This window comes from Paenibacillus sp. E194 (genome assembly GCF_000935845.1).
Classification (GTDB): Bacteria; Bacillota; Bacilli; order Paenibacillales; family Paenibacillaceae; genus Paenibacillus_B; species Paenibacillus_B alvei_B.
Genome location: NZ_JMDX01000160.1, coordinates 1 through 14,210, shown reverse-complemented (window position 1 = coordinate 14,210; position 14,210 = coordinate 1). Strand labels below are relative to the sequence as shown.

The 14,210-nt window shown below is 48.5% G+C and carries 3 protein-coding genes; all 3 read left to right on the top strand.

Annotated features, from left to right (window positions below; genetic code table 11):
• A partial coding sequence (locus AZ66_RS30045) for a type I polyketide synthase (RefSeq protein WP_156160030.1) occupies nt 1-2,884 on the top strand: 2,884 nt, incomplete at its 5' end.
• Nucleotides 2,818-13,893 (top strand): non-ribosomal peptide synthetase, encoded by an 11,076-nt coding sequence (locus tag AZ66_RS32870; RefSeq protein ID WP_082061660.1) that lies wholly within the window; start codon nt 2,818-2,820, stop codon nt 13,891-13,893. The genes AZ66_RS30045 and AZ66_RS32870, both read left to right, overlap by 67 nt.
• A gap of 121 nt (nt 13,894-14,014) precedes the next feature.
• Complete coding sequence (locus AZ66_RS19750; RefSeq protein ID WP_044356409.1) at nt 14,015-14,203, top strand: hypothetical protein; 189 nt, start codon at nt 14,015-14,017, stop codon at nt 14,201-14,203.
• The last annotated feature ends 7 nt before the right edge of the window (nt 14,204-14,210 follow it).

Below are 14,210 nucleotides of genomic sequence, written 5' to 3'. Positions count from 1 at the left end.
GTGCGCCTATTATCTCTCTGACGATGACATTCCTGTGGCTCAATTGAAGGAGCACTTATCCAAGGAATTGCCGGCATACATGATCCCTTCCTTCTTTGTACATAAAAGAGAGCTTCCACTCAATACGAGCGGGAAGGTGAATCGGAATGCGCTGATCGCGGACAAAGACTATTTAGACGCAGCTTCAACAAGCGACACAGCACCAAATACCGATTTAGAGGTTCTTATTGCCTCTGTGTGGCAAGAGGTACTTGGAATTACTCATGTCGGTGTGGATGATAGTTTTTTTGAAATCGGCGGACACTCGATAGCCTTAATACAAATGCACAACAAGCTGAAAAAAACATTGACGCAGGATTTCCCAATCACGATGCTGTTCCAATATCCTACTGTACGACTGCTGGCCGATCATTTCAATCAAGCTGAGGGAGAGACGATTACCGATCGGAAATCATTCTTCCAACGGGACAGAAAAGTCGTTCGATCGGATATCGCGATCATCGGCATGTCCATTCACGCGCCCGGGGCTTCTAATATTTATGATTTCTGGAATAATCTAAAAGGCGGCGTAGAGAGCATCCATTTCTATAAGGATGAAGAATTGCTCGAATTAGGCATTCAGCCCAGCATGCTGAAATCACCGAATTATATAAAGGCAAAAGGACGCATCGATGGCATTGATGAGTTCGATGCAAGCTTCTTCGAATATACACCTGGCGAAGTGCAGATGATGTCGCCACAGCTTCGTCTTCTCTATCAAGGGACATGGGAAGCGTTAGAGGATGCCGGATATTATCCCGGATCTGACAACTCGAAGATTGGGTTGTTTCTTGGCGGGTCTGACGATTTTGAATGGTATCGGAAGGTTCTGTTCGGCGAAAGTGGATTTAGTGATAAGTATCAAGCTTTTACCTTGAGCACGAATCACTTCTTGGCTACTCGGATCGCTTATAAGCTGGATATTAAAGGACCAGTTTATTCAGCGCTTACAGGCTGCTCGACAACGCTGGTTACCCCTCACTTATCGTGTCAGTCATTAATTCTTGGGGAATGCGATATTGCGGTTGCTGGTGGGATCACGATCGAACTGCCGAATGAGGGCGGCTATTATTACGAGGAAGGCATGATGTTTTCTCCAGATGGACATTGCCGGCCATTTGATGCCAAGGCGAAGGGAACCATGTTCTCGAACGGTATGGGATTAGTCGTGCTGAAGAGATTGGACGAGGCCATAGAGGATGGCGATCATATCTATGCTGTCATTAAAGGTTCCGCAATTAATAATGATGGAAGGCAGAAGATTGGTTTTGTGGCGCCAAGTGTGGAAGGACAAGCTGAGGTTATCCAGGAGGCATATCGTGTCGCAGGCATTGATCCAGAAACGATAACCTATGTTGAGGCTCATGGAACAGGCACCGCGCTCGGCGATCCGATCGAGGTGGAATCTTTGACGAAGGCGTTCGCATCTGAAAAGAAGCAATTTTGTACGTTAGGCTCGGTGAAAGGTAATGTAGGACATACTGATACAGCTGCTGGAGTGGTCGGCTTGGCGAAGGTTGCACTTAGCTTGGAGCACAAATATATCCCGCCAACGGTTAACTATACGGAACCGAATCCCAAAATTGATTTTGCGAGTACGCCATTTACGGTGCAAGCACAAGGAATGGAGTGGATGACCATCGGGACAGACAGCAAGCGCCGAGCAGGCATCAACTCGTTCGGGGTTGGCGGTACGAACGCCCATATGGTATTGGAGGAAGCTCCAAGCATGATAGAAAGCGGTGATCCAGAGCAGGTGAATTTGCTTGTGTTCTCCGCCAAGAGCAAAGAGGCGCTTGCCAATACCTCGCAGAACATCGTACAGCACTTGATTGACAAACCGGGCATTAACGTAACCGATGCGGCATGGACATTACAGGTAGGAAGGAAGCCATTTGCCTACCGTAAGGCACTCGTCGTGAATAACCGTTACGCCGATGATCCACAGCTTCTGCTGAAGCAGCTGCAAGACGCTGCTGTTCATGAGGTGCAGCCAGGCAAGCGTCAGGTATACTTCCTGTTTCCAGGACAAGGAAGCCAGTACCAAGGAATGGGCCGCTCCTTATACCGTTCCGCAGAACAAAGTGCAGTATCCCGCATATTCAAGCGGCATATGGATCATGTGCTATCATGCCTGACTGAAGACGAACGGCTGATGTTCGAGGATATGATATACGGCGATAGTGATAGTTTGCAAATCAATCAGACGGAGAACAGTCAATTTGCACTGTTTGCCACAAGTTATTCATTGGCGCTTACGATGCTGGAGCTTGGCATGAAGCCAGCAGGAATGATTGGACACAGTATTGGAGAACTTGCAGCAGCTACGGTCGCAGGTGTATTCGAACTGAAGGACGCGGTGGAGATTGTTCGCTTGCGCGGACATCTGATGCAGCAGCAGGAGCCAGGAGTAATGCTTGCCGTTATGGCGACAGCAAGCATGGCAGAGCCGGAACTGATTCCGAATGTGTGGATTGCTCTGGAAAATACGACAAATAGCTGCGTCGTTGGCGGGCGGGAAGAAGCGATTGCACAATTCGAAGCGAAGTGCGAGAAGCTCGGCTGGAAGGCAGTTCGGGTGAAAACATCCCATGCCTTCCATACGCCGATGATGGAGGAGGCTGCTCGTGAATTTGAGAAGCGACTCTCCGCCTATCGGTTCAACGAGCCTCGTATTCCGATCGTCTCGAATGTGAGCGGAGAATGGGTGTCGCCGAGCGAAATGAATCGGCCGTCCTACTGGGCAGCGCATATTTTGCGACCAGTGAACTTCGCCAAATGCCTGACACAAATCTTAAAGTCGGAGCACGATGTATTCATCGAAGTCGGGCGGGTCGTACCTTAAGTACATTTGCGAGACAACATGAATCCAAGGCTGCCGGTCAACATTTCGTGAACTTAATACGCCATCCGCAAGAGGCGCTGGATGATGTGGAATATATTCATCATAAGCTAGGACTCCTATGGGGAGCAGGTGTCGATCTCGATTGGAAAGCCATGCGAGGCAATACTGTTCGCAAGCGTGTGTCGCTACCAACCTATGTGTTTGACAAAGGACATTTCCCAATAGGTATTGCACATAGCGCTCCACAAGCATCATTACCACGATCAAATGCTGCTGTGCATCAAACGCCCTATTCTCAGCATTCGCAGAATCATGTGGATCGTCTCACAGTGGCAGCGACACTTCGTAACCAGAGTGAACTAGAGCAGGCGGTATTGGATGCATATAAATCAGTATTCGGTTTCGACACGATTGCAAGCGATCAAGACTTCTTCTCGCTTGGCGGCGACTCCTTGAAGGCGGTTAGCTTGGCTCATGCGATTCAGCAGCATGCAGGCATCAAGGTGGAAATTGTTGATTTGTTCACCTATTCATCGCCGAGCGCATTGGTCACTCATTTGCATGAGAATTCAGCACACTCTTATCAGCAAGTGCAAATCACACCTGCGGCACAAAGAGATTATTATCCATTGTCATCTGCTCAAAATCGGATGTATGCACTGCATCTGCTTGATCCAAGCAGCGTTGCTTATAACCTTCCATCTGCTACGAAGATTAGAGGGCTGCTGGACAGAACCCGAGTAGAACAGACACTGGAAAAGCTCATGTTGCGCCACGAATCTTTGCGGACTTCCTTTGACATTATCGGCGATCAAGCCGTTCAAATCATTCATGATTCCGTAGAAATTCCATTTACGTATCGGGAAATAGACCGTTTCAATGACGAGGATATCATGCCATTGATTCGTTCGTTTATTAAGCCATTCTCTTTAGGAAGTGCGCCATTGTTCCGAGTTGAACTCATTCGCACAGGCTCGGACGAGCAGCTGTTGTTGTTCGACATGCACCATAGCATTGCGGACGGCACATCCATGGAGATTATTACGAGGGACTTCAACGCGTTGTATTTCGGGGAGCTGACGCAGCCGGTTCTTCAGTACAAAGATTATGCAGTCTGGCAAGTGGAGCAGCAGTCTGCTGGACAAGAAATCCATGATCAGCGGGCATACTGGCTCCAGCAGCTTGACGGTGAACTGCCTGTGCTGGAATTGCCGACAGATTATGAACGACCGTCTGTCAAGGACTTCCATGGCGACCGGATTTATTTCCACATTGAAGAGGATTGCGCGGCGAAGCTCATTCAACTGGCTCAAGAAACGGGAACGACGCTGTATATGATGATGTTGAGTGCATGGTATGTCCTGCTAGCCCGTTATTCAGGACAAGAGGATATTATCGTCGGTACGCCTGTAGCGGGAAGAACGCAGGAAGAGACGAAAGATACCGTCGGCATGTTTGTGAATATGCTTGCGATGCGGAACCGTCCGTTGAGCCAGAAGTCGTTTGCGGAGTTTCTGCATGAAGTGAAGGAGAACGCACTGAAGGCATTTTCGAACCAAGACTGCCAATTTGACGAACTCGTTGACCGTCTGCACTTGCAACGAGAATTCAACCGCAATCCACTGTTTGATGTCTGCTTCGACTTCCAAAATATGGTGTTCCATGATCTTGAAATCGATGGCATCTCGTTTGCACCATATACTTTCCCGACAACGACGTCCGCTTATGACCTGGTACTAACCTGTCAGGAAAACAAAAAGGAGAAGACAGTAGAAGGTTTCCTAGAATATGCGACGGGATTGTTCCGAAAGGAAACTGTGCAGCGAATGATCGGACACTTTCAGGCCATTTTGCAGCGCATCACAACGGATATCAATACCAGTCTGGGGCAGATCGATTTCTTGACGCCAGAAGAAAAGTTATGGATTGTAACCGATGTGAATCATACGGCGCTACCTTATGACGAGAACCTAGTAATTGTAGAGATGTTCGAACAGCATGCACGAACACAACCAGACAAACCGGCGCTTATCGTTGCCGATGGACGACAGCTTACGTACCGCGAAGTGAATGAACAAGCCAATGTGATCGCGCACCACTTGATTGAACAAGGTGTTACAGCTGATACGCTGGTTGGCGTGATGCCTAGACGGGATGAGTACTTAATCGTGTCACTCTTGGCGGTGCTGAAGGCAGGCGGAGCATATGTTCCGATCGATCCAGCATTCCCGAAAGAACGAATCACGTACATGCTCACAGAGAGCAATGTGAATATTCTATTATGTCCACAAGAGTATCAAGTGGGCATTGAGTTTGAAGGGGAAATGGTAGATTGCAGAGAGATCATTAGCTCTATCAGAAATCACAATACAGATGACTGCAGCAATCCTGTATCACGAACTCATCAAAACAACTTAGCTTGTGTCATCTTTACATCAGGTTCAACAGGCAAGCCGAAAGGAGTCATGATCAATCAAGGCTCTATCCTCAATTTCATTCAAGATATTCAACAGAGAGGTGTGTTCCAGTATGAAGAGGATCGTGTCATTTGCATAACGACGTTGTCCTTTGATATTTTCGCATTCGAGTCGATTGTCCCACTGTGCACGGGTCATTCTGTATATATTGCCAATGAGAATGAGCAGCTGGATCCAATGCTGGCGAATGAGAAAATTGTTCAGCACAAGGTCACGCATTTGTTAAGCACGGTTTCGCGAATTAAGGCGTTTGTTGAGAATCCAGATTTTGCACAGGCGTTGAAGCAGCTTACCTGTATTTTGAGCGGGGGGGAGAATTATCCTGACGCCTTGTTGAAAGACTTGCAAACCCGTTCAGAAGCAAGATTATTCAATATGTACGGCCCGACAGAAACAACGATCTGGTCGGTAGCGAAGGAATTGACGGCTTCCAAGTCGGTTACGATTGGACAGCCGATTGCGAACACACAAGCGTATATCATCAGCGATTCTGGACTGCTGCAGCCGGTAGGGTTATACGGCGAATTATGCTTGGCGGGACATGGACTTGCACGCGGATATTTGAACAATCCGGAGGAAACGAAGCGCAAATTTTTCGAAACGGAACAGCTTCCGGGCTGCCGCCTCTATCGCACAGGGGATCGTGGACGACTGCTTGCCAATGGCGAAATCGAACTGATGGGACGGTTGGATTCGCAGATCAAAGTACGCGGATATCGGGTGGAGCTTGATGAGATTGAGAAGGTTGTTCAGAAGCATGAACATATTAGACAGGCTGTAGCTGCTGCTTACGACGATAAGCGCGGAAACAAACAGCTTGGATTATATTGCACAGTTAAAAAAGAAGCGGATGTTGACGGAGAAGCGCATATATGGCTCAAGCCGTGGTTGCGAGAGAAGCTGCCACATTATATGATTCCTGGCTTTATTCGTCAGCTGGAGGAGATGCCGACGCTTCCAAATGGAAAGATTGACAAGAAAGCACTGCCGCTCCCACAGGAGTCATCGGAAATGACGGGACAAATGAAATTGCCTTCAACAGGATTGGAGAAGGCGATATTGGATATTTGGAAGGATGTGCTCGGAACCGATCGCATTAGCGTGCGGGATAATTTCTTTGACGTTGGCGGGAACTCATTGGGACTAATCCTGATCAATAATCGGATCAATTCCCTGATCGGGCGTTCAATTCCGTTAATGCAGTTGTTCCAATATCCAACGGTTGAATCACTAGTCAAGAGTATCGGAATCCCTTCAGAATTACAGGACATTGGTCATGCAATGCCTGTTGCTCCAGTTGCTGCTGAAAGTCATGAGACAGCAGATATCGCAGTGATAGGGATGGCGGGACGATTCCCAGGAGCGCCTTCGATTGATGCATTTTGGAATAATATCGTGTCTGGCGTAGAGTCTGTTGCGGAGTTCTCAGACGAAGAACTGCTGCAAGCTGGTGTGGATGCTGACTTGCTGTCTCATCCGAAATATGTGAAGGCAAAAGGGTTTCTTGATGGCATCGAGTATTTTGACTCCGCATTTTTCGATTATCCCTATCAGGAAGCCAACATGATGGATCCGCAAATTCGGCTGCTTCATGAATGCGTATGGGAAGTGCTGGAGAATGGGGGATACAATCCTTCTGCATATAAGGGCTTAATTGGCCTGTTTGCCGGAAGTGGCTCCAATCTTCCTTGGATGATTCAATTCTTGGGTCATCAACAAGATCTGCTTCGTGCATTCGAAGCGATTACATTGAATGAAAAAGATTTTCTGACGACCCGTGTGTCGTACAAGCTCAATTTGAAAGGGCCTAGCTTCAATGTTCAAACAGCTTGCTCAACTTCATTAGTAGCGATTCATCAAGCGGTACAGTCGCTGCAGCGCGGAGAGTCGCATATGGCGATTGCCGGTGGAGTGTCCATTTCCTATCCGCGGAAGGAAGGCTACTTATGGCATGAAGGCATGATCTTCTCCCAAGATGGGCACTGCAAGCCGTTCGCAGAGGATTCATCGGGAACCGTATCTGGTAATGGATGCGGTGTTGTACTCCTCAAGCCGCTAGCCGCAGCCCTTAGAGATGGCGATCATATCTACGGTGTCATTAAGGGATCGGCAATGAATAATGATGGTCTTGAGAAAATCGGGTACACAGCTCCTAGTGTGAGCGGTCAAGCCCAGGTCATTCAATCTGCCCTTAGACAGGCTGGCGTATCGGCTGAGGATATCCACTATGTTGAGGCACACGGGACAGGAACGAAATTGGGAGATCCGATCGAGATCGAAGCCCTAAAGCAAGCATGGGATACGAAAAAGACAGGCTATTGCGCCATCGGTTCTGTAAAAGCGAATATCGGGCATCTCGATTCTGCGGCAGGGGTGGCAGGTTTCATCAAGACCGTTCTGTCCCTGTACCATCGAACGATTCCGCCTTTACTTCATTTTACGAAGCCGAATCCTGCAATTGATTTCGCGAACAGTCCTTTTTATGTAAATACGCAGCCTGAATATCGGACGGATCGGAGTCAAGTCTTGCGGGCAGGTGTAAGCTCCTTCGGCATCGGAGGAACGAATGTCCACGTCGTACTGGAGCAGCCGCCTGAAATGAGCCGAATCCAGACATCGGAACCTGTCAATTTGCTCTTGTTCTCGGCTAGGAGTCAATCGGCATTGACCCATACGAGTGAGGCTGTGTTGGAGTACTTGCACAGCCATCCAGCAGTCAATTTATCGGATGCCGCTTGGACACTGCAAACGGGACGCAAGCCGTTCGAATACCGCAAGGCGCTCGTCATAAATGGTGCTTTGTCATATAAGACGAAAGAACTGCAGCAATTCCTTCAACAATCTGGATTGCGTATTCAAGATGGCAGACCGACCGCTCACTTTTATATTGCAGCAGATGCGGGAGCTTATCGCGATTTAGGCCGCGATTGGTATACATCAATGGAGCAAAATTTACATCCGCTAGCGGTAACATTCAACCGCCATGTGGAACGGGTGATTGCATGCACGGAACTCGATAAGAGGGATTCGTTCCATCAGCTGCAAGATAACCCTGCATTGGAATGGTTTGCTGTCAGTTACGGGATAGTAATGAGTTTGATCGATGTTGGTGTCCTGCCAGATGGACTATTCGGTCAAGGGATCGGTGAGGTATGTGCCTTAACGGTTGCTGGTGTATTGGCCTTGGAGCACGCGGTTGAATGGGTACAAACAAGCGGGAAATGGCTGCAAGGTTTGGAAGAAGGGGCGCTGGAGGCTGTAGTGAATGGTGCCGGGTCAGAGGCGGTAAGAAAACAACTGTTGCATTATCCACTCCATCCATCCCGAATTCCACTCATTGCTGTAAGCCACAATAGCAGCACAATTGAAGGTGTCCGTGTAAGTTCAGTTGCGATCGGTTGCGAATGTTCAGATTACACGTCTGCCGTATCCCAACATTCACATAGAACGGAGATCCAGGATTCGTCGCCGGTTCATATGTTGCCAACTGGCGGGTATGGAGCATCTAGCTGGATAGAATTCCAACGCTTGCTTGCCCAGCTGTGGTGTGAAGGCTTCGAGATCGATTGGTCGATGCTGCTTCCGGAGAGCGGAAGACAGCGTATCCCGCTGCCGACCTATGTGTTCGATGCGACGCATCATGAGCATGATGTGATTCTTAATGCATTTGAGCTGAAGCGTAAGGAAGAAGGTTCGTGTGCCCAAGCCCTGTCGCAAGCTCAGCAGATCGAGACTGGACAGTCATCAAGTGTTAGGAGTCGGGATACCATCAGTGAGCAACTAGCAGAATTATGGCAGGAGCTTCTCGGCTGCGGCGAGGTAAAGGCTGAGGATGATTTCTTCGTCATAGGCGGTCATTCGTTGAAGGCAATTTCCTTGTCCGCCAACATACAACAAGCATTTAAGCTGGATATGTCATTGACGGAAATATTCGATAATGCCGTATTTGACCAGATGGTGGATTGGATATGGACAAACCGCGCTGACGAGCAGGAATTTATGGCGATTCAGCCTGTTACGAACAAGCCTTATTATGAAGTCTCATCTGCTCAGAAGCGCATGTTTGCCGTACATGAGATGGTTGGCGATGCGGTTCCTTACAATTTGGCCTCCGTATATGTGGTGGAAGGGCAGCTTGACAAGGCAAGATGCAAGTCAATCATTGATGAAATTGTGCAAAGACATGAATCGCTGCGCACTCGGTTCCAGATCGTGAATGGAGAAGTAGTCCAAATCATTGAGGACGAGGTACCTTCCGTTGTTGAATTCAACACTACAACTGAGGAAGGCGTGGAAGCTGAAATCAAGTCTTTCATCCGGCCGTTTGATTTGGCGCAGGCGCCGCTGCTCCGCGTGAGATGGACGAGCATACACGTAGAGAAGCACATTCTGCTCATCGATATGCACCATATTATATCGGATCAGTATTCGATAGCGATTTTACTAGAAGAGATGCAAGCACTGTATGCCGGCAAGCCACTAACGCCATTGTCCCTGCAATATAAGGATTTTGCTGCTTGGCAAAATGAATTCTTCAAGAGCGAAGCATTTGGTATACAGCTTGAATATTGGAAAGAAGAATTTGCAGGCGAGATTCCGACGCTCAATATGATGACAGATTACGTAAGACCGCCAGTGCTTACCTTCTCGGGCGATGAAGTGGAATTCGAATTTGGCGAAGCACTCAGTGGGCGGCTGGAACAGTTGGCTTCTGAGCGAGGCTTGACCCCTTATATGATTCTCATGGCTGTTTTGAAGCTGGTGCTGTGGAAGATTACGGGCCAACAGGATCTTATTGTGGGTACAGGAATTGCAGGTAGACGCCATACCGATCTCGATCCGATCGTCGGAATGTTCGTCAATACATTGGCAATCCGTTCACAAATTGATGAAAGCCTGAGCGTGGGCGAATACCTGCAATACATCAAAGAGAAGATGCTGAAGGCCTACGAAAATCAAGATGGCCAGTTCGAGATGCTGCTTGAGGGGCTTCATATCGAGAAGAACATTGCAAGAAATCCGCTGTTTGATGTCATTATCAATTTCATTACGATGGGCACGGAGGAATTGGAACTAGACGGATTAACACTAACTCCTAGGCCAATGATGAACAAGGATTCGAAGTTCGACCTCACTTGGACAATCGAGAAACGGAACAACCGCTATGTGGCTTCCTTGGAATACAATACGAGTTTGTTCACCAGACATCGAATCGAATCTTATGGAACGCGATTGCTGCACATGCTTACGCAACTGACTGAGGATACAACTCGTAGGCTGAGTGAGCTTACGCTTGTAACACCACAGGAGAGAGAGTGGCTGCTGCACGAGTTGAATCCAGTAGTTACGCTGGAAGCAGACCATCCAACGCTTGCACAGTTGTTTGAAGAACAGGTGGAGCTGCATGGGCAGCGTCCTGCAATTGTGTGGAATGATGAAGAACTGACTTATGCAGAGTTGAATAGCCGAGCGAACAGGCTCGCCACATGCCTTGCAGATATGCATGTTCATCAGGGAGATCATATAGCGATATTGCTTGATCGCGGGCCGCTGCAGATTGTGAGCATTCTAGCTGTTTTGAAGCTGGGCTGCGCCTATGTGCCGATCGACCCAGATTATCCGCAGTCTCGGATCGCCTTCATGCTGGAGGATAGCGGTGCTTCTCTCATCCTCACAGATTCAGTGCTGCAATCCATCCTTGACGAGTCACTCCCTCGACTGTTGCTGGATCGTGAGGAAGGTCGGGCAGCAGAAGATGACGATGCATCTCACGATTCAGAATCATGGACAACCTATATCGGTTCCATTATCGGAGATGCAGACGATACAGCATATATCATGTACACCTCAGGTTCAACAGGAACACCGAAGGGAGTACTTGTTAGTCACCGCAATGTAGCCCGTGTTGTGAAGAACGCGAATTACGTGACGATTCTGCACAGTGACAGGATGCTTCAATTGTCCAATTACGCATTTGACGGCTCGGTATTCGATATTTTTGGAGCGATTCTGAATGGTGCATGTTTAGTCATCATTTCGAAGGACTCCGCAATCGAAATTGCGCAGTTGGCCAAGTTCATTGAACAGGAGCGAATCACGGCCTTCTTCATCACGTCAGCATTGTTCAATATGCTGGTGGATTGGGATGTAACTGCACTGAAGCATGTCCGGAAACTGCTGATTGGCGGGGAAGCCATTTCGATACCGCATGCACGTAAAGCGGTAGAGTACCTAGGGCCGGATACATTGATCAATGGGTACGGGCCAACGGAGACGACGGTATTTGCTGCCTACTATCCAATCGGACATCTGGACGAGCATGTGCACAGCGTTCCAATCGGATATCCGCTCTCCCAGACCAAGCTGTACATCTTGGATCAGCAAGGGCAATTAGTGCCTCCATATGTACCTGGCGAGCTGTATATCGGCGGAGCGGGCGTAAGCAAAGGATACTTAAACCGGGATGAACTAACCGCACAGCGATTCGTGAACGATCCATTCGACAATACGGGCAAGTTGTACCGGACTGGGGACTTGGTATGGAGGCTTCCTACAGGGGAGATTGGCTTCATTGGTCGACTTGATTTCCAAGTCAAAATCAGAGGCTTCCGGATTGAGCTTGGAGAGGTCGAAAATCATATCCAGCACGTCAGCGGCGTGAAGGAGGCAGTTGTATTAGCGAGAACAGATCGAACCGGCAGCATGTACATGGTTGCATATTACACCGTTGAGCAGGCAGACCGTGCGGATGGACAGGGATGGAATCAAGAGCAGATGAAAGCACTGCTGCGTGAACAGCTTCCAGCCTATATGATTCCTGCTCGTCTGATCAAGCTTGAACGAATGCCTCTCAATATAAATGGAAAAATCGATCGTCAGGCCCTGACAAACATCAGCGAGAATGAGCAGGGTCAGTCGACATATGCGGCTCCGAGAACCGAGGTCGAACGGACGATTCTGCGCTGCATGCAAGAGGTGCTGGATCAGGAGCGAATCGGTATTACAGATGATTTCTTCGAGCATGGAGGGCATTCCATTAAGGCTATCGCACTTGTTCAGGCGCTGCTGCAAGCCGGGCTTCAATTGAAGGTGAATGAGATCTTCATGTATCCGACAGTTGAGCAGTTGGCTGCACTTCCTGGACTGAGCGGCTCTCGTTCGTCCTCACTTCTCCATAAGCACGACGACCCATGGAGACAGGGGGCAGCGGCCGAGCTTTCTGAGCAGCAGATCCAGTTGCTTGTGCAGCATGTACGTGCCTCATGCTCTCTCATTTCCACAATGGTGGCTTCAGCGGATCGAGTTGGCCGTTTCCCATTGTCGCCTGTCCAACTCGCACACGGAGCATTCGGGGCTCAAGTCAGCGGATTTGTAACTCCTATTCACGATGTGGACGAGAAGTTCCTTCGCAACTTGCTAGTCACGATTATTCAGCGCAATCAGCTGCTTCATAGTGTAATGAAAGGGGAGGATGAGCCTGCTTGGAGTGAGTATGATAGTACCGCTCTCTCTGCATTCATCGCTCAGCACATTCCGTATATCGATCTGCGGACGTATCACGAGACGACAAAACAACGTCTTGTGGACGGCTTGACTGGTGTTATTTTGTCAGAACCCTATATAGCGGGCAATTTGCCTTGGAGATTGTGCTGTCTGCGTGTATCAGATGATACCCATCAGATTCTATGGGGATTCGACCATATTGCCTTTGATGGTATGAGTGCAGAAGTTGTGCGGCGTCAAATTGAACAGGGGATAGCAGGCAGGGACGACGAGCCTATTCAGCCGTACGCAGATTATGTAACACTGCTGTCCAAGGGACCAGTAGGTATCACGGAACAGGATATCATCGAATACCATGAGCTGCGAGTATGGAAAGAGCAGAACAGCTCCATCATGGACGTACTGCTCCACGTTCCGAACCGAGAGGTTACGGAGCTTGAGTTGTCCATCCCGATTGCATTGACGAACATAGCAGACCCATGGGGGTATTCGTTTGACTTGGTTGGTTCCTTACTGCGTTCCTATACAGGAATAACCGACATTCCGCTCGCGATGGTCCATTATGGAAGAAGTTATCAGAATCAGGATTTCTACAACAGCGTAGGAGAATTTCTAGATATTATCCCTGTGCTGTTGCACGAAGGACAACCGGCAGCTAGTTTACAAGATGTGATGCAGCATTGCAGACGACATTCGATTAACTTCTTGTCACTGCTGTACCATAAGCAGCTATCAGGGGAATATGTCGAACTTGCGAGTCTGCTGGATGCATCTTATCGCATAGGCGGGCAGCCACAAGCTCTTGTACTCTATAATTTCCAAGGCTATGCATCACAAGAGGAGATTGATGCTTTCCGGAACTCATCAAGTGAACAGGAATCCAGTGCTCCAGCTCAGCTATCCATTTCCGTCAACTACGATAAAGAACAACTGCGTATTCTCTTGGAAAGCCCGCTAGGTCTCAACGCAGACGTTATCCAAGCATTTATTCGTCCATATCTCCATGGTCAATACACCCTCGTGCACTAACTTGGCTTCTGAATTCAACCAACGGCAACTCTTCTAGGTGACGGCTTGCTGAATGCTGTACATCATACATCCTGTTCAGCAAGCCACTACTTCTTTCGTCATCCATATAAGGAGGTTCAACATGTCTAAGAAGGCGATTCAACATGGCAAATCTCTTACACTTCCAGCAGAGTATCACACTTTAGCCGAAATGATTCAGTATGTCGCAAATCAATATCCGCAGAAGGGCCTCACCTTCGTAGACGCTTCTGGAAATGAGGAATTTCTCCGTTATCCGGAACTCGTGAAGAACTGCCCGGACAATACTTGAGCATGCT